Annotated in this window: 18 protein-coding genes and 3 tRNA genes; 16 read left to right on the top strand and 5 right to left on the bottom strand. The window is 64.8% G+C overall.

Translation table 11 applies throughout. The features are described 5' to 3' along the window. The first annotated feature begins 5 nt into the window (after nucleotides 1-5). Nucleotides 6-299 (top strand): hypothetical protein, encoded by a 294-nt coding sequence (locus H2037_RS04800; protein ID WP_292118438.1) that lies wholly within the window; start codon nucleotides 6-8, stop codon nucleotides 297-299. 11 nt (nucleotides 300-310) lie between these two features. Here H2037_RS04800 and H2037_RS04795 read toward each other — a convergent pair whose 3' ends face one another. Beyond that, nucleotides 311-1012, bottom strand: a complete 702-nt coding sequence (locus H2037_RS04795) for an MBL fold metallo-hydrolase (protein WP_292118436.1) — start codon at nucleotides 1010-1012, stop codon at nucleotides 311-313. A 191-nt stretch (nucleotides 1013-1203) separates the two neighbouring features. On the opposite strand from H2037_RS04795, the gene tig reads away from it, so the two are divergent. The 4 genes from tig (at nucleotide 1204) to H2037_RS04775 (ending at nucleotide 4742) form a co-directional block, all read left to right on the top strand. Next, nucleotides 1204-2547, top strand: a complete 1344-nt coding sequence (gene tig / locus H2037_RS04790) for a trigger factor (RefSeq protein WP_292118433.1) — start codon at nucleotides 1204-1206, stop codon at nucleotides 2545-2547. Nucleotides 2548-2655: 108 nt separating this feature from the next. Next, nucleotides 2656-3600 (top strand): hypothetical protein, encoded by a 945-nt coding sequence (locus tag H2037_RS04785; protein WP_292118432.1) that lies wholly within the window; start codon nucleotides 2656-2658, stop codon nucleotides 3598-3600. 101 nt (nucleotides 3601-3701) lie between these two features. Continuing rightward, on the top strand, nucleotides 3702-4349 hold the full coding sequence (locus tag H2037_RS04780) for an ATP-dependent Clp protease proteolytic subunit (RefSeq protein ID WP_292118430.1): 648 nt from the start codon (nucleotides 3702-3704) through the stop codon (nucleotides 4347-4349). A 72-nt stretch (nucleotides 4350-4421) separates the two neighbouring features. Next, nucleotides 4422-4742: a hypothetical protein gene (locus tag H2037_RS04775; RefSeq protein ID WP_292118428.1), complete on the top strand. Its 321-nt coding sequence runs from the start codon at nucleotides 4422-4424 to the stop codon at nucleotides 4740-4742. Nucleotides 4743-4747: 5 nt separating this feature from the next. On the opposite strand, the gene H2037_RS04770 is transcribed toward H2037_RS04775, so the two are convergent. Continuing rightward, nucleotides 4748-5407 carry an HAD-IB family hydrolase gene (locus H2037_RS04770; RefSeq protein WP_292118426.1) on the bottom strand — a complete coding sequence of 220 codons (660 nt, stop codon included), beginning with the start codon at nucleotides 5405-5407 and terminating at the stop codon, nucleotides 4748-4750. A 194-nt stretch (nucleotides 5408-5601) separates the two neighbouring features. Here H2037_RS04770 and clpX point away from each other — a divergent pair, with 194 nt between their 5' ends. From clpX to H2037_RS04750, 4 genes are all read left to right on the top strand, one after another. Then, nucleotides 5602-6870, top strand: a complete 1269-nt coding sequence (gene clpX, locus H2037_RS04765; protein WP_292118423.1) for an ATP-dependent Clp protease ATP-binding subunit ClpX — start codon at nucleotides 5602-5604, stop codon at nucleotides 6868-6870. Between the two features lie 285 nt (nucleotides 6871-7155). Then, nucleotides 7156-9552 (top strand): endopeptidase La, encoded by a 2397-nt coding sequence (gene lon, locus H2037_RS04760; RefSeq protein ID WP_292118420.1) that lies wholly within the window; start codon nucleotides 7156-7158, stop codon nucleotides 9550-9552. Between the two features lie 109 nt (nucleotides 9553-9661). After that, a complete protein-coding gene (locus H2037_RS04755) occupies nucleotides 9662-9937 on the top strand; it encodes an HU family DNA-binding protein (protein ID WP_292118417.1) in 276 nt (91 codons plus the stop codon). A 33-nt stretch (nucleotides 9938-9970) separates the two neighbouring features. After that, nucleotides 9971-10047 (top strand) — tRNA-Val (locus tag H2037_RS04750). Nucleotides 10048-10105: 58 nt separating this feature from the next. Here the strand turns inward: H2037_RS04750 and H2037_RS04745 are convergent. After that, nucleotides 10106-13399, bottom strand: coding sequence for an autotransporter outer membrane beta-barrel domain-containing protein (locus H2037_RS04745; protein ID WP_292118414.1), 3294 nt, complete (start codon nucleotides 13397-13399; stop codon nucleotides 10106-10108). A gap of 325 nt (nucleotides 13400-13724) precedes the next feature. Between H2037_RS04745 and H2037_RS04740 the strand changes: the two genes are divergently transcribed. Further along, the gene (locus H2037_RS04740; RefSeq protein WP_292118411.1) at nucleotides 13725-14975 is read left to right on the top strand and encodes a glycosyltransferase; all 1251 of its coding nucleotides are present in this window, start codon (nucleotides 13725-13727) and stop codon (nucleotides 14973-14975) included. A 60-nt stretch (nucleotides 14976-15035) separates the two neighbouring features. Here the strand turns inward: H2037_RS04740 and H2037_RS04735 are convergent. After that, nucleotides 15036-15112 (bottom strand) — tRNA-Asp (locus H2037_RS04735). A 78-nt stretch (nucleotides 15113-15190) separates the two neighbouring features. After that, a tRNA-Asp gene (locus tag H2037_RS04730) sits at nucleotides 15191-15267 on the bottom strand. 432 nt (nucleotides 15268-15699) lie between these two features. On the opposite strand from H2037_RS04730, the gene H2037_RS04725 reads away from it, so the two are divergent. The 6 genes from H2037_RS04725 (at nucleotide 15700) to H2037_RS04700 (ending at nucleotide 19528) form a co-directional block, all read left to right on the top strand. Beyond that, on the top strand, nucleotides 15700-16077 hold the full coding sequence (locus H2037_RS04725) for an NADH-quinone oxidoreductase subunit A (RefSeq protein ID WP_292118408.1): 378 nt from the start codon (nucleotides 15700-15702) through the stop codon (nucleotides 16075-16077). Further along, nucleotides 16047-16670, top strand: coding sequence for an NADH-quinone oxidoreductase subunit B (locus tag H2037_RS04720; protein WP_292118405.1), 624 nt, complete (start codon nucleotides 16047-16049; stop codon nucleotides 16668-16670). Before H2037_RS04725 ends, H2037_RS04720 begins: the two co-directional genes overlap by 31 nt. Further along, entirely contained in the window at nucleotides 16667-17296 is a 630-nt protein-coding gene (locus H2037_RS04715; RefSeq protein ID WP_292118402.1) for an NADH-quinone oxidoreductase subunit C, read from the top strand. Before H2037_RS04720 ends, H2037_RS04715 begins: the two co-directional genes overlap by 4 nt. 62 nt (nucleotides 17297-17358) lie before the next feature. Next, nucleotides 17359-18573 (top strand): NADH-quinone oxidoreductase subunit D, encoded by a 1215-nt coding sequence (locus H2037_RS04710; RefSeq protein ID WP_292118752.1) that lies wholly within the window; start codon nucleotides 17359-17361, stop codon nucleotides 18571-18573. Continuing rightward, entirely contained in the window at nucleotides 18570-19247 is a 678-nt protein-coding gene (nuoE, locus tag H2037_RS04705; RefSeq protein ID WP_292118399.1) for an NADH-quinone oxidoreductase subunit NuoE, read from the top strand. The genes H2037_RS04710 and nuoE overlap by 4 nt, the downstream gene beginning before the upstream one ends. Continuing rightward, on the top strand, nucleotides 19247-19528 hold the full coding sequence (locus H2037_RS04700) for a hypothetical protein (RefSeq protein ID WP_292118396.1): 282 nt from the start codon (nucleotides 19247-19249) through the stop codon (nucleotides 19526-19528). The genes nuoE and H2037_RS04700 overlap by 1 nt, the downstream gene beginning before the upstream one ends. Nucleotides 19529-19739: the final 211 nt, after the last annotated feature.

Raw genomic sequence — 19739 nt, 5'->3', positions numbered from 1 at the left:
CCCCTATGACCCAGACCCCCATAGCCCCGCCTTCGCCCGACGACATTGTCCTGGAGGACAAGGACCTGACCCAGCGACTGGACCGTCAGGCCGACGAAATCATCGCTGCTGGCGAAGCCCGAAATTTTGAAGACTCGCTGTCCCTGCGCCAGGCGGTTCGGGAAGACGCCGAGATGATCCGACAGAAGTTCTCGGATCGGGTGGCAACGACCCGTGACGGCATCCGGGATCGTCCGATGGAGACGACCCTCTACGCCCTCGGCCTCGGCGTGATTATCGGGATGCTGCTTCGCCGCTGACCGACGGCGGCTCAGGCCGGTCCCGTCGGCTGCCGAGTCATCGGCGTGCCCCGCAGGGCCGCGTCCGAGACGAAGGGATTGGTTCGCCGCTCCTCGCCGAAGGTCGAGATCGGCCCGTGGCCGGGCACGAAGGTGACGTCGTCACCGAGGGGCCAAAGCTTCTCGACCACGGCGCGGATCAGGGCAGGCGGGTCGCTCATCGGAAAATCAGTGCGGCCGACAGACCCCTTGAACAGCACGTCCCCAACCTGGGCGAACCGCGCGGCCCGGTTGAAGAAGATGACATGACCCGGCGTATGGCCGGGGCAGTGACGAACTTCCCAGGTGGTTTCGCCCAGGCTCACCGTGTCGCCGTCCTCCAGCCAGCGGTCGGGGACGAAGGGGCGGGCGTCGGGAAGGCCGTACATCTGGCCGCTCTCGACGATACGGTCGATCCAGAACTGATCGGCCTTCTGCGGCCCGGTGATCGAAACCCCGGTCTTCTCCTGCATTTCGGCCGCGCCGCCGGCATGGTCCAGATGACCGTGGGTGATCCAGATCTGATCCAGCGTCAGGCCGCGCCTCTCCACCTCGCCCAGAATCGCATCGACCCCGCCCCCCGGATCGATGACCGCCGCCTTGTTGGTCGCGGTGCACCAGACGGTGGTGCAGTTCTGCTGAAGCGGGGTTACGGGCGTTACGAAAACGCCGATGGGGGAGGCGGGCTGGCTCATACCCCCTACATAACCGTCGATCCGGCGCGAAACCACCGCTCGGCGCCACGCTCGCGTTGACCTTTGGAGCCCTTCTCGACATAAGGGCGGGCTTCGAGGCGCCGCTCCTAACGGGGCGGCCTTCTTGCTTTATCCATTCCGCGCCGGCCTTTCTCAGGCTCACGCGCCCCAGAGCGTCAGAAATCCCGACCATGCAAGTCGTCGAAAAGTCGAACGAAGGCCTCAGCCGCGTGCTCGCGGTCACCATCCCCGTCGCGGAGCTGAACGAGAAGCTCGAAGCCCGCGTCAAGGAAGTCGCCCCGCAGGTGAAGCTGAAAGGCTTCCGTCCGGGCAAGGTGCCGGTCGCCCACGTCAAGAAGACCTTCGGCCGTGAGTTCATGGGCGAAATCATCAACGCCGAGCTGAACGAGACCAGCCAGAAGGCCCTGGACGACGCCAAGATCCGTCCGGCCGCCCCGGCCGAGATGAAGCTGACCTCCGACATGGACAAGGTCATGGCCGGTCAGGAAGACCTGGCCTACGAAATGGCCCTGGAGATCATGCCGGACTTCACCCCGATCGATCCTAAGACCCTGAAGCTGGAACGCCCGACCTACGAAGCCTCGGACGCCGATCTGGACGAGGCCCTGACCGAGCTGGCCGGCCAGGCCAAGTCCTACGAGGACAAGAAGGGCAAGACCGTTAAGGCCGCCGAGGGCGACCAACTAACCATCGACTTCCTGGGCAAGCTGGACGGCGAACCCTTCGACGGCGGCGCCGCCGAGGACGCGGACCTGGTCATAGGCTCGGGCCGCTTCATCCCCGGCTTCGAAGAGCAGCTGACCGGCGCCAAGGTCGGTGAAGAGAAGACCATCGAGGTCACCTTCCCGGAAAACTATCAGGCCGCCCACCTGGCCGGCAAACTGGCCACCTTCGACGTCAAGGTGAAGGCCATCAAGGCCGAGGTCGAAGCCAAGGTCGACGAAGACTTCGCCAAGCGCATCGGTCTGGAATCGCTCGACAAGCTGAAGGAACTGCTGAGCCAGAACCTGAACCAGCAATATGCCGGCGCGGCCCGTTTCAAGCTGAAGCGCGCCCTGCTGGACCAGCTGGACACGGCCCATGACTTCCCGCTGCCGCCGAAGATGGTCGAGGCCGAGTTCGACGGCATCTGGCAACAGGTCGAGGCCGACAAGGCCGCCGGCCGTCTGCCCGAAGAGGACGCCGCCAAGTCCGACGAAGACCTGAAGGCCGAATACCGCAAGATCGCCGAGCGCCGCGTCCGTCTGGGCCTGGTCCTGGCCGAAATCGGTCGCGCCAATAATGTCCAGGTCACCGACCAGGAGCTGAACGCCGCCCTGCTGCAGGAAGCCCGCAACTATCCGGGCCAGGAACAGGCCGTCCTGAACTTCTACCGCCAGAACCCCAACGCCGCCGCCCAGATGCGCGCCCCGATCTACGAGGAAAAGGTCGTCGACCTGATCGTCGGCCTGGCCGAGGTGACCGACACGCCGATCACCAAGGAAGAGCTGCTGAAGGAAGACGAAGAGGCGTAACTTCCTTCTTACGGAAGAGTCACTGTCCAATCGCTGCGGAGAAGGATAGATGAAAAGGGCCCGCGTAGCGGGCCTTTTTTGCATCGAGCGGTTGTCGGAGGCCTATTCGTGACCATGATCGCAGCCCTGGTTTCCACCGCCCTGTTGTTCGCCTCTCCGCAAGCCGCGCCGCAAACGCCGGTTGATGCTGGTGCGCCCGCGGAGCTCGACGCGATCATCGTCGAGGGGCGCCGCATAGAAGAGGCGGCGCGCAGCTATATCGAGGAAGTGGGCGAGCCGCCTCGCGGGACGCGCCTAGCGCGTTGGAATCAGCCGGTCTGCATCAGCATGACCAACATGCAGCCGCGATTCGCCCAGTTCGTCATTGATCGCATCGCAGCCAATGCACTCGACGCGGGCGCAGATGTCGGCGGCCCCGACTGCAAGCCGAACGTCATCATACTGGCCACCACCGACGGTCCGGCGTTGGCGAAGAAGCTGGTCAAGGAGGTCGGTCTGGGCTTCCGACCGGCGATCAATCACACGAACCTGTCGCGAGACGCCCTTGCGGATTTCCAGAACTCGGGCGCGCCGGTTCGGTGGTGGAACGTGACGATGCCGGTGACGACTGACACTGGTGAACTCGCGATCACGTTGCGTGGCGACGACCCCCAGCAGGTCGTCGTACGCGACGGATCGCGTCTGCGCTCCAACGTGCGTTACGACATGGCCTGGACCATCGTCATCGTGGACATGAGCCGAACCAACGGTGCGCCGTTCGGTGTGTTGGCGGACTATGTCTCCATGGTTTCTCTTGCTCAGATCGACCCGTCGGCGGATCTAAGCGCCCAATCGACGGTGATGAATCTGTTCAACACCCCAAGTGAGATCGACGGTCTGAGCCAATGGGACAAGGACTATCTGGCCGCCCTCTATTCGGCCCCCACCGACCGCTTCAGCGCTGAGCAGCAGGAGAATGGCGTCCTCCACTCCATGGCGCGCCGGCAGCAGGAACGCGACAGGGCGGATGAAGCCCCCGTCTCAGATCAGGCTTCAGGCGACACTCCGCAATAGGTCGCTCGGTCGCCCGTCTTGCGCCGATGCTCTGCGGACGCGATATGCTAGGACGAAGGGCGCGGTCTGAATCGCGCCCATTGCATCCCGAGAAGGCCTCCATGCGCGATCCGATCGAACTGATGAACATGAATCTCGTCCCCATGGTGGTGGAGCAATCCAGCCGGGGCGAGCGCTCCTTCGACATCTTCTCGCGCCTGCTGCGCGAGCGGATCATCTTCCTGACGGGGCCTTTCGAGGACACGATGGCGTCGTTGATCTGCGCCCAGCTGCTGTTCCTGGAATCGGAAAATCCGAAGAAGGAAATCTCGATGTACATCAACAGCCCCGGCGGTCAGGTGACCTCGGCGCTCGCGATCTACGACACCATGCAATACATCAAGAGCCCGGTCTCGACCGTGGTCATGGGAATGGCCGCTTCGGCCGGCTCGCTGATCCTGACGGCTGGGGAGGCGGGCCAGCGGATCGCCCTGCCCAACGCGCGGATCATGGTGCACCAACCCTCGGGCGGCTTCCGCGGCCAGGCTTCGGACATCGAGCGTCACGCCGAGGACATCCGCTACACCAAGCGCCGTCTGAACGAGATCTACGTCCACCACACCGGCCGGACCTATGAAGAGGTCGAGAAGACCCTGGACCGCGACCATTTCATGAGCGCGGAAGAGTCCAAGGCCTGGGGCATCGTCGACCACGTCTATGACCGCCGCGAACAGGCGGACGCCGACGGCGTCAAGACGCCCGGCGCCTGATCCAATTCAGTTCTGAAAGCGAAAAGGGCGCGCCGACGGTGCGCCCTTTTTCTTTTGTGCTATCAGGCCGCCATGCAATTCACACGAGACAGCAGCGGCACGGTCGAGGTCGAAGGCGAGACCTATGCCTGGGAAATCCGTCGCCAGCCCCAGCCCAAGGGCGGCAAGGAATGGGAAGGCATGGCCGTGTCCCTGCGCCATGTGGACTTCAAGCGCGAGGCCATCGTCCAGTTTCCCCCGCCGCTGCGCCCCAACGGGCGGCCGGACGTCGAGAAACAGCGGGTCAATGTCGACGCCGTCCGCAACGCGGTGGCCTCGGCCATGGAGGCGGGCTGGGATCCGACATCGCGCGGCAAGGCCGTGGTGTTCGACGTAGACGCAGACGGCCGGTAGTCCATTCAGGGCCGTCCGGTGAACACCCGGAACCCCTTTTCCTCCGCGAGGGCCAACATCTCGGTGTCGCCCGAGGTGTCGCCATAGGCGGCCGCCAGAACCAGGTCGTCGCCATAGACGGCCCTCAGCCGACGCACCTTCTCCTCACCGCGGCAGTTGGGCGTGGCGAAGGCGCCGGTCACACGATCATCGGCGTCGAACACCAGGGGCGTGCCCAGCAGGGCCTCGGCGCCCAGTTTTCGGGCGAAGGGCGCCACGGTCGTCTCGGGCGAGGCGGTCACGATTACGCGATGGGCGCCGCGTTCGCCCCAGTCGTTCCAGACCTTGAGCGCATCGGGCCGCATGAATCGGCTCCAGATCCGATCCGCGAACCCCTCGGCGTCCGCCTCCAGCGTCCGCCGTTCCACGCCCAGCAGGAACTCCTTGACCGACGCCGCCTTGATCCGGCCCCGGTCTCGATCCCGGGCATAGGCAGCTACTGCAGGCGCCAGCTTGACCAGGCCCAGGGCCCAGCCGCCCGGACCGGCGCGCCAGCGCAGGAATTCGGTGAAGCTGTCGCGAATCGTCAAGGTGCCGTCGAAGTCAAAGGCCACGATCGGCTGGCGTTCCTGTCCAGACTTGATCCGGGACTGGCGTAAATCCTGCAGGCTTCCCATGTCAGACATTCGCCTTGATCCCCATCGACACTGATCCATCCACGCACTGCAACAATCCCCCACCGCCTTCGGGGTTGTCGTCGAACGTGGGATGGGTGATTGTCATTTTTTGAAGACCTTTGCGTCCAGAATGCTGGAATCAACGTCGAGGAAGCGCGTTTCGGGCCATTTCGGTCCGCTCCGCGGGAGTGAGATAAGGGTCTATGACCAAAGCAGCAGGCTCTGACGCCAAAAGCACCCTCTACTGCTCGTTCTGCGGAAAGAGCCAGCACGAGGTCCGCAAACTCATCGCGGGCCCGACCGTCTTCATCTGCGATGAATGCGTCGAACTGTGCATGGACATCATCCGCGAAGAGCACAAGATCGGTTTCAAGAAGACGACCGACGGCGTGCCTACGCCCAAGGAGATTCGCGACGTCCTGGACGATTACGTCATCGGCCAGTCGCACGCCAAGAAGGTCCTCTCGGTCGCCGTTCACAACCACTACAAGCGCCTGAACCACGCGACGAAGAACAACGACGTCGAACTGGCCAAGTCGAACATCATGCTGATCGGCCCGACCGGTTCGGGCAAGACGCTGCTGGCCCAGACCCTGGCCCGCATCATCGACGTGCCCTTCACCATGGCCGACGCCACGACCCTGACCGAAGCCGGTTATGTGGGCGAGGATGTCGAGAACATCATCCTGAAACTGCTCCAGGCCTCGGATTACAACGTCGAGCGGGCCCAGCGCGGCATCGTCTATATCGATGAGATCGACAAGATCAGCCGCAAGTCGGACAATCCCTCGATTACCCGCGACGTCTCGGGCGAGGGCGTGCAGCAGGCCCTGCTGAAGATCATGGAAGGCACCGTCGCCTCGGTGCCTCCGCAAGGCGGCCGCAAGCACCCGCAGCAGGAGTTCCTGCAGGTCGACACCGCCAACATCCTGTTCATCGTCGGCGGCGCCTTCGCCGGCCTGGAAAAGGTGATCTCGGCGCGCGGCGAGGGGGCCTCGATCGGCTTCGGCGCCAAGGTCAAGGAAATCGACGAGCGCCGCACCGGCGACATCCTGAAGAATGTCGAGCCCGACGACCTGATGCGGTTCGGCCTGATTCCCGAGTTCATCGGCCGTCTGCCCGTTCTGGCGACGCTGGAGGATCTGGACGAAGCGGCCTTGGTCACCATCCTGACCGAGCCGAAGAACGCCCTGGTCAAACAGTACAAGCGCCTGTTCGAGATGGAGAATGTCGAACTGACGTTCACTGACGACGCCCTGATCGCCGTCGCCAAGAAGGCCATCACCCGCAAGACCGGCGCGCGCGGCCTGCGCTCGATCCTGGAAGGCATCCTGCTCGAAACCATGTTCGAACTGCCGACCTTCGAAGGCGTCGAGGAAGTGGTGGTCAACGCCGAGGTCATCGACGGCAAGGCCCAGCCCCTGCTGATCTATTCCGAAGCCTCCAAGAAGAAGGCCGACGGCGCCGCCTGACGGATAGCCGAGCCTTAGACCGACAAGGGCCGGGGAGGGCGACCTCTTCGGCCTTTTTCATGCCTTGCATCGTCGGCTTCACCAGGCTGTGCGATCTTCCGGCGATGCGCCCAAACCACGCAGGTGTGGGCCGTTCAGCGGTCACGCTTGAACCTTGGGTCTTTCAAACCACATACTCATCCGAACGCCGTCGGAATCGACGGGTCGTCATGCGCTGGTCGGGCCTCTTGCCCGAGCGACCGTGGCGGCGGGCCGGCGATCATCAATGGCCCAGGAGTAAGCATCATGACTGAACCCAAGATCCTGCCCGTCCTGCCGTTGAGAGACATCGTGGTCTTTCCGCATATGGTCGTGCCGCTCTTCGTGGGCCGCGAGAAGTCGGTGAAGGCTCTCGACGAGATCATGAAGGGCGAGAAGCAAATCCTTCTGGCGACCCAGAAGAACTCCGTCGACGACGATCCGTCGCCCGACGCCATCTATCCCATCGGCGTGCTGGCCACCGTGCTGCAACTGCTGAAACTGCCCGACGGCACCGTCAAGGTCCTGGTCGAGGGCAAGGGCCGCGCGCGCCTGACCCGTTTCACCGACCGCACCGAGTATTTCGAAGCCGAAGCTGTCGAGATCGAGGACGAGGCCGGGGACCCTTCCCAGGCCGAAGCCATGCTGCGCGCCGTGGTCGAACAGTTCGAAAACTATGTGAAGCTGAACAAGAAGGTCCCGCCCGAGGCCCTCAGTTCCATTCCCCAGATCACCGACGCCTCCAAGCTGGCGGACTCGGTCGCCGCCCATCTGTCGGTCAAGATCGCCGACAAGCAGGGCCTGCTGGAAACCATCGACGTGCCCAAGCGGCTGGAGAAGGTCTATGGTCTGATGGAGGGCGAGATTTCCGTCCTGCAGGTCGAGAAGAAGATCCGCTCGCGCGTGAAGCGCCAGATGGAGAAGACCCAGCGCGAATACTATCTGAACGAGCAGATGAAGGCGATCCAGCGCGAGCTGGGCGAGACCGACGACGCTCGCGACGAGATCATGGATCTGGAGAAGCGCATCCGTAAGACGCGCCTGTCCAAGGAAGCCCGCACCAAGGCCGAGGCCGAGGTCAAGAAGCTGCGCAACATGTCGCCGATGTCGGCGGAATCGACCGTGGTGCGCAACTATCTCGACTGGCTGCTGTCCGTGCCGTGGGGCAAGGCCAAACAGAAGCCGATCGACCTGGCCAAGGCGGAGGAGATCCTCGAGGAGGATCACTTCGGCCTGGAGAAGGTCAAGGAACGGATCGTCGAATATCTGGCCGTTCAGGCCCGTACCGGCAGCCTGAAAGGGCCGATCCTGTGCCTCGTTGGCCCTCCCGGCGTCGGCAAGACCTCGCTGGCCAAGTCGATCGCCAAGGCTACCGGGCGTGAATATGTCCGCATGTCCCTGGGCGGCGTTCGTGACGAAAGCGAGATCCGCGGCCACCGCCGGACCTATATCGGCTCCATGCCCGGCAAGATCATCCAGTCGATGAAGAAGGCCAAGACGACCAACGCCTTCGTCCTGCTGGACGAGATCGACAAGCTGGGCGCCGACTGGCGCGGCGACCCGTCTTCGGCCCTGCTTGAGGTGCTGGATCCGGCCCAGAACTCGACCTTCGGCGACCACTATCTCGAGGTGGACTACGACCTGTCCCAGGTCATGTTCGTGACGACGGCCAACAGCCTGAACATGCCGCAGCCGCTGATGGACCGGATGGAGATCATCCGCGTCTCGGGCTACACTGAGGACGAGAAGGTCGAGATCGCCAAACGTCACGTCCTGCCCAAACAACTGACCGACCATGGTCTGAAGCCGGGCGAGCTGATCATTCCGGAAGACACGATCCGCGACCTGATCCGCTACTACACCCGTGAGGCCGGGGTGCGCTCGCTGGAGCGGGCCCTGGGCGGCCTGGCCCGCAAGGCCGTGCGTGAGATGGCCAAGACCAAGGTCGCCTCGATCACCGTCGATGCGGACAAGCTGGCCGACTATGCGGGCGTTAAGAAGTTCCGCTATGGCGAGACGGACGAGGAGGATCAGGTCGGCATCGTCACCGGCCTGGCCTGGACCGAGTTCGGCGGCGACATCCTGACCATTGAGGCCATCAAGATGCCGGGCCGCGGCCGCATGACCGTGACCGGCAACCTGAAGGATGTGATGAAAGAGTCGATCTCGGCGGCCGCCTCCTACGTCCGCTCGCGGGCTCTGGCCTTCGGCGTCAAGCCGCCGGTGTTCGAGAAGACCGACATCCACGTCCACGTGCCGGACGGCGCTACGCCCAAGGACGGTCCGTCCGCCGGTGTCGCCATGACTGTGGCCATGGTCTCGGTCCTGACGGGTATTCCGATCCGCAAGGACATCGCCATGACCGGCGAGATCACCCTGCGCGGCCGGGTCACCGCCATCGGCGGGCTGAAGGAGAAACTGCTCGCCGCCCTGCGCTCAGGCGTCAAGACGGTGCTGATCCCGCAGGAGAACGAGAAGGACCTCGCCGAGGTGCCGGACAACGTCAAGTCGGCGCTGGAGATCGTGCCGATCTCCACGGCGGACGAGGCGCTGAAATGGGCTCTCGTCGGCACGCTTACGCCGGTCGAGTGGGACGAGGCCGCCGAGCCTCTGCCGACCCCTCTGCCGCCCATCGACGGTGTTTCGGCGCCCGTCAGCCACTGACACCCGACCTAAGTCGAGGGGAAAACGCCGCCGACCGCTCCGTCGGCGGCGTTTTCGCTTTTGACGCGAGCCGCGATCCGCCCTTTATTGGCTTGCTTGGGAGGATGACATGACCAAAGCCGAACTCATCGGGCGCATGGCCCAGGCCGCGAGCATCAGTCGCGACCAGGCGAAGACGGCGCTGGAAGCCTTCACGGACGGCGTGGTGGAGGCCTTGTCGCAGGGCAGGGACGTCAAGCTGATCGGTTTCGGCAGTTTCACGCCCGTCGATCGCAAGGCGGGGGTGGCGCGCAATCCACAGACTGGCGAGGCCGTCGCCCGCGCCGCCTCCCGCACCGCGCGCTTTCGCCCCGGCGAGGGTTTGAAAAGCGCCTTGAACGGCTGAAGCCCAAAGGGCATAAGCCCGGCTCCGGTTTACGGGCGGCTAGCTCAGCTGGTCAGAGCATCTCGTTTACACCGAGAGGGTCGGCGGTTCGAACCCGTCGCCGCCTACCATAGAAAAAGGCCGCCGGAGCGATCCGGCGGCCTTCGTCATTTCAGGATGTTCGCTGGATCAGAAGCGGAAGCTGGCTCGCAGCAGTAGTGAGTAGCGGACGTAGTCCTCGAGCAGTTCAGCATCGCCCGTCAGCGACAGCATGCCCAGCTCGTTGCCCAGGTTCAGGCGGAAGCCCAGGACCAGGCCGCCACCATCGACGGAGTCGGGCGACAGGACGAAGTCCGGGCCGCCGCTGGCGAAGCGGGCGATGGTCTCGCCGGCGTCGACCGACAGGTTCTGGCGGTAGCCGATTCGCAGTTCAGGCCGAACCCAGCCGTCCTTGCCGAAGCCGTAGCCGATGTTCATCGCCGCCACCGCCGAGAAGATGTGGCTGTCGCGCGAGTCGATATCCAGATCGAAGCCGTCGCCGCCGCCCGATTCCGAACGTGCGTTCTCCGACAGGTGGAAGAACTCGGCATAGACCTCTGGGCGGACGTTCAGTCGTCCATAGTTGCGTTCATAAGAGGCGCCGCCTGCGGCTGCCGCAGTCCAGCCATGCCAGTCGGAGGTGTTGTTCAGATAGACGCCGTCGGCGACCAGGGACCGGTCGGCGCTGAAGCTGGCGTAGCCGCCAGCCGCCCGCGCCCAGGTCGTCCAGTACTGACCCTGGGCGCGCCAGTAGAGACCCAGTTCCAGCAGGTTGGCGGACAGGACCTCCTCGGCTTGGGATTCGGGATCCTCGATGTCCGACGAAGTGAAGGCGGCGGTGAGGCCGAAGGCGCCGACGCTGGTGCCCTTTTCGACGCCGCCCGCCACGCCGAAACCTTCTGAGCGGAAGCCGTAGGAATCGGTCTTGTCCTTGTCGGCGTAGAAGTTGATCTCCTGCAACCAGGCGCTGGTCTCGCCGGGGGCGGCCGAGGCGTTGCGGCCGGTCAGGGCGCGGGTCACGGCGTCGACGCCGGCCGCCAGTGACATCAGCGGGCCGCCCGAGTGGTCCGGCAGCATCTGTTCGTAGACGTCGATGAAGTCGTCGCGGTTCGTCTGGCTCAGGAACAGGTTCTGCAGCGTCTGATTGTCGCCCAGGGCGGCATAGACGGCGTCGAACGCCGAGGCCTCGACCGGGATGAGATCGGCTTCCTGGGCTGTACGCCGACGGGCGTCGATATAGACTTGGCCGGCGGCCGTGTCCGCCCCGGCCTCGACCACGTAGAGATAGGGGGAATTCTCGCCCAGCAGCGTCTGGTCGATCGTGCCGACGGTCAGCGAATCGGCGTTGATCACGTCGAAACGGGCGGGCTCCTGCAGCAGCGAGGCGAAGCGCACGCCGAGGGCGGCGCCGGTCGCGATATTGGCCGCGCCGCTGACGTTGAACCCGCCGCCGGTGTTCGCGGCCGGATCGACCGTGACGACCAGGGTGCCGTCCGCGCCGACATTGAGGCTGGCGATGTCCGTGGCGGTCGTCTGGTTCGCGAACAGCGAGCCGTTGGCCACATTGACGCTCAGCCCCGCCGCGTTGGTGATGGCGCCCGAAACGGCGGCCCCGCCGCTGATGTTCAGGGCGTCGGCGCCGCCCCCGAACGAGATATCGCCGATGATGGTGCCGTTTTCGACGTTCAGGGCGTCGTCGCCCGAGCCGAGACGGATATCGCCGATGATCGCGGGCTCGGCGTTGTCAGGGACGCCATCGTCGTCGCTGTCGGTCGCCGTGCTGTCGGAGCTCGCAACGATTCCATACTGGCGCAGGGTGACGCCGGTCGTGTTGGCGGACAGGTCGATAGCGATGGCCTCGCCGTCCAGGGGCGTGTCATCGGTCGTGTCCGGCGTTATGCCGACCGCGATGGTTCCGGCGTTGGTGAACTGGGTCAAGGTGCCGGAGGCGTCCCTGACCGCGACGGCGTCGCCGTGGTTGCCCGTGAAGGCTGCGGTGATGACGCCGACATTGGTCATCGACGGCAGATTGGCGCCGGCGCCGATCAGCACCGCCGTGGACGTATTGGCCGTATTGCCGGAGACCCCTGTCTGGATCGTGCCGCTGTTGTACAGGGTCGGGGCGCTGACGTCGGCGCCGATCCAGATGGCGCTTGCGTCCGCCTTGGACGCCGATGCGGAGATCGTGCCTTCGTTTCGGACGCCGCCGGCGACCGTCACGGCCTGTCCGCCGTCGACGCCCAATTGCAAGGCGCGCGCTTCCACGCCGGCGTAAACGCCGGAACCGGTTATGCTGCCTCGATTGATCAGGCCGTAGGCGGCGTCGCCCGTGCCCACCGCGCCCAGGGTGACGCTGTTGGCGGTGGAGCCGATCAACAACGCCGGAGCGCCTCCCAACGAGGTCAGGGAGGCGGTCGTTTCGCTGGTGTCCGGCACGCCGTCGCCGTCGCGGTCCGTGTCGTCACGGTTCTTGACGCCATCGCCGTCGTTGTCCTCATCGCCGTTCTTGACGCCATCCTTGTCGTCGTCGCCTTCGATTCCGTCTGCGCCATAGCTCGGGCCGGTATCCAGAAGGATACCTCCGCCGATGTCGGCCGCCACACGAACGGCGGGACCGCCTTGCAACAGATCGTCGGCGTCCAGGTCTTCGAGGTACAGGGCGCTGTCGGATACCGTGCCGCTGGTCGGTTTCGCCGACGGCGCGGTGGTGTACCGATAGCCTGTGGAGGTCACGGCCGAGTGAATCTTCAATGCGCCGCCGACGGCGCCTTCGATGGACACGCCGGTGGCGCCGGCGCCGGTGGCCGTGATGGCGCCGGCCAGATCGACATTGCCGGTCACGGGCGCAGTTGTGCGGACGCCCACCGTGCCGTCGCCCAGCATCCGGACTGTGCCGAGGCTTTGCAAGCGGCCGTTCAGCCCGGTCTCGACCGACAGCCCATAGCTATTGTTGCCCTCGACCGTCACCGAGCCGGACGATTCGATGGTGATGTTCCCGTTGAAAGGCGAGGCGCCGACGACGCGAACCCCATAGCGGCCGGTTCCGGTCGCGAACGGCCCATCGATGTCGCCGTCGCCGTCAGTGTCCTTGTAGTCAGCGTCCTCGAGCGAGTCGGTCACGGAGATGACGCCGCCCATGGCCAGCGATCCCGTATTGCCGCCGTTCACCAGGACGCCGGTCGCGCCGTCGGCCGACTTGGCCATGGTGATCGAACCGCCGCTGTCGATGTCGAGCGTATTGTTGGAATCCAGCGTCATCGCCGTGCCCGAGGTGACGGCGATCGAGCCGCCGCTGGCGATCCGCACATTGTCGGCCGCCGTGCCCGTGGCGTTGGAGGTCTGGATTGGCGTGGTGCGTGCCGTCGAGACGACGATCTCGGCCTGAGCGCCCGTTACGGCCAGCAAGGGGGCGATCGCCACGGCGGTCGCGAGCAGAATACGCATTCGGTAGAAAACCCCTGGTGGTCACGCGATCACGAAGCGGGCGACCCTTAGCAGGGTCCGCGCCAGCCTTCCCCAAGTTTATCGAATTTGAGGCGAATGCAAGGCCATGTCAGCCATGTTGCTGATCGGTGTCGGAACCGTCTTCCAGTCAAGTTGCTGATTTTGCGACGCCTTGTGGCGGGTTCGGAAGGTTTTTCGATAGAAGTGTTGAGCTTTGCCGCCGTGAGGTTTAGGGGCGGTTGGGAAGGTCGAACGCGTTCCCCGATGACGCATCCAATCCGCGCCCTCCGGCGTTTGCGAGCCCAGACCAGGCGAGAACCTCTTCATGACACTGACCGATCTCGACGTTCACGAAAGCGAACTCCGGCTGATTCCGGGGCTGGACGTCGAGGTCGCCGATACATTGCGCGCCCTGAAGCTGGCTTCGATGGACGACCGGCCCCGGCTGGTGGACACCACGATGCTGTATGCGCCCCGCTCGGGCGGGGTGAAGCGTTATCTTCTATCCAAGAAGGCCTGGATCGAGACGAACCGACCGGGCGTCAGCCATTCCCTGATCGTGCCGGGCGCCCGGCACAGGGCGCGGGCTGACGGGGTGGTGCAACTGCGGGCCACCAAGCTGCCCTTCGGCGACGGCTATCGCTGGCCCAGTTCAGTGAAGCGCTGGAGCGCCTGGGCGGCGGCGATGAAGCCGTCGATCATCGAGGCGGGCGATCCCTATACGCCAGGGCAGGGCGCGCTGGAGGCCGGACAGAGGGTCGGATGCCCGGTCGTCGGCTTCTGCCATTCTGACCCGGCCAGTCTCGCAGCCCTGCATTTCGGCGAATGGGCCAAGAAGCCGGTCGAGAAACGCTGGGCGCGGCTGTTCTCGCAGTTCGACCGCGTCGTCTCGCCCAGCCGGTTCATCGCGCGCCGTCTTGAAGAGGCCGGGGTGAACAATATCGTCATCCGGCCGTTGGGCGTGGAGATCGACACCTTCCGGCCCGAGCGACGCGACCGACAATGGCTGCTTAAGACGCTGGGCCTGGGCGATGACGCCCGCCTTCTGTGTTTCGCCGGTCGTCCAGCCAAGGAAAAGAATGTCGATATCCTGATCGAGGCGGTCCAGAAGCTGGGCGCCCCCTATCATCTGGTGCTGGTCGGCGCCGGCTCGGGCATGCCGGTCGAGGATCGCGTGATCTCGATGCCCTATGAAAAGGATCCCCGGGCGGTCGCCAAGATCATCGCCAGCTGCGACGCCTTCGTCCACGCCAACGACAAGGAGCCGTTCGGACTGATCGTGCTTGAGGCCATGGCCTGCGGACGGCCCGTGGTCGGCGTCAACGCCGGCGGCGTGGCCGAAACGGTCGATGAGACGGTTGGCCAGCTGGCGGCCAGCGCCGACCCCGGCGACTACGCCCAGGCGATCGAGGCCCTGTTCGCGCGCGACATAGAAGCCATCGGTCGGGCGGCGCGCGAGAAGGCAGTCAACCAGTTCGCCTGGAACCGCGTATTCGAGGATCTGTGCATGTTGTATGGCGAGCTGACTGGCGACGCCGCCTTCGTCCAACCTGACGAAGCCTTCGCCGTTCACTGAGTTCGAAATATCGAGGCAGGCCCTGCGGGGGGCGGCGCGCCACTTCTCGGTTAGAAGAAGTGGCGCGAGTGACGGGGCTCGAACCCGCGACCTCCGGCGTGACAGGCCGGCACTCTAACCAACTGAGCTACACCCGCGTACCAGGTCGAAACTTTTGAGTTGTTTCGAAAACTATGAGGGAAGGCGGTGTGCGCCACTCTTCTATTTCTAGAGAGTGGCGCGAGTGACGGGGCTCGAACCCGCGACCTCCGGCGTGACAGGCCGGCACTCTAACCAACTGAGCTACACCCGCGTTTCCCGGCCGAAGCGGCTGTGCGCCCCGGCGAGGGGCGTCGTTTAGGCGGGCTGACCCAGCGCGTCAAGCGGCCTTTTCCGAGAAAGATCGCGCTTGCCGCGTCGGCGCCAAGCAGACTCGGCTGGACCAGGCCGCCAATCAGCCACGGGAACGGGATTACCGGATCGGGGAGGCGATTCCCCATCCGCTCTACAGTGTTCGGAGCCTCGGTCAGCGACGCTCATCCACAAGACTTTCGGTCAGGAATTCAAGGCGCCGCCAAGGCCGAACGACAGGCGGGACGGCAAGCTCTGCGCTTGCGGCATATGGCTCGAAAACTTGCGATCCGTTCTCAATGAAAAACCAATGTCCGCAGGGGTTTGAACCGCGCGAACGTTGGGTCTAAGAAGCCCCGAATCCCGCCTCTCCCCGGCGGCCGAGGTTCTTTGAATGAACGCATTTCTTCTTGAATATCTGCCCGTGCTGATCTTCGCCGGCATAGCCGCCTTCATCGGCGTGCTCTTCATCGCCCTGCCGCTGCTGCTGGCCCCCAAGAGCCCCGATGCGGAGAAGCTGTCCGCCTATGAATGCGGGTTCAACGCCTTCGACGACGCGCGGATGAAGTTCGACGTCCGATTCTATCTCGTGTCGATCCTGTTCATCATCTTCGATCTGGAAGTCGCCTTCCTGTTCCCCTGGGCGGTGTCGATGTTCGACCTGTCCCATGCGAGCATGGTCTTCGCCTTCTGGTCGATGATGGTCTTCCTCGGCGTCCTCACCATCGGCTTCATCTACGAATGGAAGAAGGGAGCTCTGGAATGGGAGTGATCGCGCCTTCCTCGCCGCTGGGCGGCGTTTCGACCGGCGGGCTGGTCCCGGCCAATTCGGCCGCTCGGTCGATGGTCGAGGGGTATGACCCCAAGATCCACGACAAGTTCTTCGAGGCCGTGAACACCGAACTGGGCGAGCGCGGCTTCCTGACCGCCTCCCTGGACGATGTCATCACCTGGGCGCGCACCGGCTCGCTGATGTGGATGACCTTCGGCCTGGCCTGTTGCGCCGTCGAGATGATCCAGATGTCGATGCCCCGCTTCGATGTCGAACGCTTCGGCATGGCCCCGCGCGGCAGCCCGCGTCACTCGGACCTGATGATCGTCGCCGGCACCCTGACCAACAAGATGGCTCCGGCCCTCCGCAAGGTCTACGACCAGATGCCGGATCCCCGCTACGTCCTGTCGATGGGCAGCTGCGCCAACGGCGGCGGCTATTATCATTACAGCTACAGCGTCGTTCGCGGTTGCGATCGCGTGGTGCCGGTGGACGTTTATGTGCCGGGCTGCCCGCCGACGGCGGAGGCCCTGCTGTACGGGCTGCTGCAGTTGCAGAAGAAGATCCGTCGCACGGGGACCATCGACCGATGAGCTCTCTGGCTGTTCAGGCCCAGTTCGAGGCCGCGCTGACGCCCATGGGCGCCGAACTGGTCGGCGCGCTCGGTGTCGAGGCGCAGGTCGCGTTCGGCGAACTGACCCTGCTGGCGCCGCGCGAGCGGATCGTCGAGGTGATGACCGCGCTGCGCGACCGTTTCGGCTTCCAGCAGCTGCTGGACGTCTGCGGCGCCGACTATCCGGATCGCGAGGAGCGGTTCGAGGTCGTCTATCATCTGCTGTCGCTGACCCGGAACGCCCGCGTCCGCGTCAAGGTCGTGACCGATGAAATCCAGCCCGTCGCCACCGTGTCGGAGGTCTATCCGTCCGCCGGCTGGTTCGAGCGCGAAGCCTACGACATGTACGGCGTGATCTTTTCGGGCCACCCGGACATGCGCCGGCTGCTGACCGACTATGGTTTCGAGGGGCACCCCCTCCGCAAGGACTTCCCGATGACGGGCTACGTCGAGGTCCGCTACGACGAAGAGCAGAAGCGGGTGGTCTATGAGCCGGTCAAGCTGACGCAGGAATTCCGCACGTTCGACTTCCTGTCGCCCTGGGAAGGCGCCGACTACCCGGCGCCCGTGCTTCCCGGCGACGAAAAGGCTGGAGTTAAGGGCTGATGGCCGACGCAGTCCGCATTCCCGCGCCCGCTAACGGCGGCGGCGTCGATCCGTTCGAGGACATGCCGGTCGATCATCGCACCGACCACGCCAAGGACATGGACGACCGCAAGTTCACCATCAACTTCGGTCCGCAACACCCGGCCGCGCACGGCGTGCTGCGCCTGGTGCTGGAACTGGACGGCGAGATCGTCGAACGCGTCGATCCGCATATCGGCCTGCTGCACCGCGGCACCGAGAAGCTGATGGAGGCGCGCACCTATCTGCAGAACGTGCCCTATCTGGATCGCCTCGACTACGTCTCGCCGATGAACCAGGAACACGCCTTCTGCCTGGCCATCGAGAAGCTGCTCGGCGTCGAGGTCCCGTATCGGGCCCAGCTGATCCGCGTCCTCTATTCGGAAATCGGCCGGATCGGGAACCACCTGCTGAACGCGACCATGCAGGCCATGGACGTCGGCGCCCTGACGCCCCCGCTGTGGGGCCATGAAGAGCGCGAGAAGCTGATGGTCTTCTACGAGCGGGCCTGCGGCGCGCGTCTGCACGCCAACTATTTCCGGCCCGGCGGCGTCCACCAGGACCTGCCGATGGACCTGATCGACGACATCGGCCGCTGGTGCCAGGAGTTCCCGAGGATTCTGACCGATATCGAGAACCTGGTCACCGAGAACCGCATCTTCAAGCAGCGCAACGTCGACATCGGCGTGGTGTCCAAGGAACAGGCCCTGGCCTGGGCCTTCACCGGCGTCATGCTGCGCGGCTCGGACATCGCCTGGGATCTGCGCAAGTCGCAGCCCTATGAATGCTACGCCGAGCTGGAGTTCGACGTTCCGGTCGGCAAGAACGGCGACTGCTGGGATCGTTATCTCTGCCGCATCGAGGAGATGAAGCAGTCGGTGCGGATCATGGAGCAGTGCATCCACAAGCTGCGCAACTGTCCCGGCGAGCCGGTCATGATCGAGGACAACAAGATCGTTCCGCCGCGTCGCGGCGAGATGAAGCGGTCGATGGAATCCCTGATCCACCACTTCAAGCTCTATACCGAAGGCTTCCGGACGCCCGAGGGCGAGGTCTATGCGGCGGTCGAAGCGCCCAAGGGCGAGTTCGGCGTCTATCTGGTGTCTGACGGCACCAACAAACCCTATCGCGTCAAGATCTCGGCGCCGGGCTTCCGTCACCTGCAGGCGATGGACTGGATGAACCGCGGCCACCAGCTGGCCGACGTCTCCGCCATCCTGGGCTCGCTCGACATCGTTTTCGGAGAAGTGGACCGATGAGCGTTCGTCGTCTCGCCAAGGAACAACCGGCCTCCTTCGCCTTTTCGGCCGACACCACGGCCAAGGCCGAGTGGTGGATCAAGAAGTATCCCGAGGCCCGCCGTCAGTCGGCGGTGATCCCGATTCTGTGGCTGGTCCAGAAGCAGGAGGGTTGGGTCTCGGAGCCCGCCATCCGCGCCATCGGCGAACTGCTGGGCATGCCCTTCATCCGGGTGCTGGAGGTCGCGACCTTCTACACCATGTTCATGCTGGAACCGGTCGGCAAGACCGCCCTGATCCAGGTCTGCGGCACCACCCCGTGCATGCTGCGCGGCGCCAATGAGCTGATGAAGGTCTGCAAGGAGAAGATTGGTCCCAAGGACCATTTGTCCGCCGACGGCCGCTTCACCTGGCAGGAAGTCGAATGCCTGGGCGCCTGCTCCAATGCGCCGATGGCCCAGATCAACGACTATTATTTCGAAGACCTGACGCCTGAGACCATCGGCCAGATCATCGACGACTTCGCCGCCGGCAAGTCGCCGAAGGCTGGTTCCTATCAGGGCCGGGCGACGTCGGAGCCGGCCGGCGGGGCCAAGACCCTGCTGGATCCGAAACTCTACGACGGCTCGGCCGCCCAGCCGATCGCCAAACTGCCCAACAGCGATCCGGCGCCGGTCGAGAAGGCTCCGGCCTGATGTCCGCACCCGACCTGGAGACCGACGAAGGCCGCGCCGCGTACCGCAAGGAGCTGCGCATGGTCGCGCGCCCCCTGCGCGCGGGCGGGCTCGCGCTCGTGGTCGGCGCCGCCATGCTGATCCTGCTGACCCGCCAGGGGACGGCAGGCCTGGGCGAATGGGCCTTCACCGTCTCCTACGTCATGCTCGGTTTCGGCTGGGCCTGCGTCCTCGGCGCCATCTACACCCGCAATCGGCACCACAAACGCCGGATGCGCGAGTTGCAGGGCGCGTCGTCATGACGCCGTCGATCTATTATGGTTCCATGAATTCGATGCAGCGTGCCGGGGGGCGCCATGTCGATGGATCGCAGACGCAAGGGGCGCGGGTCGCCCAAACGCGGCCGGGGAGGGTGGAGCCCCTCCGGCACGGGCCGATTGCTGGTCAATCTGGCCGGCGCCGCCAGCCTGTCGCTGAGCGCCGGTCCCGTCTCGGCGGAAACGCCACGAACCT

Source organism: Brevundimonas sp. (assembly GCF_013912065.1).
Taxonomy (GTDB): Bacteria; Pseudomonadota; Alphaproteobacteria; order Caulobacterales; family Caulobacteraceae; genus Brevundimonas.
The sequence above is the reverse complement of the archived record's forward strand: the minus strand, read 5'-3'. Positions and strand labels throughout refer to the sequence as shown.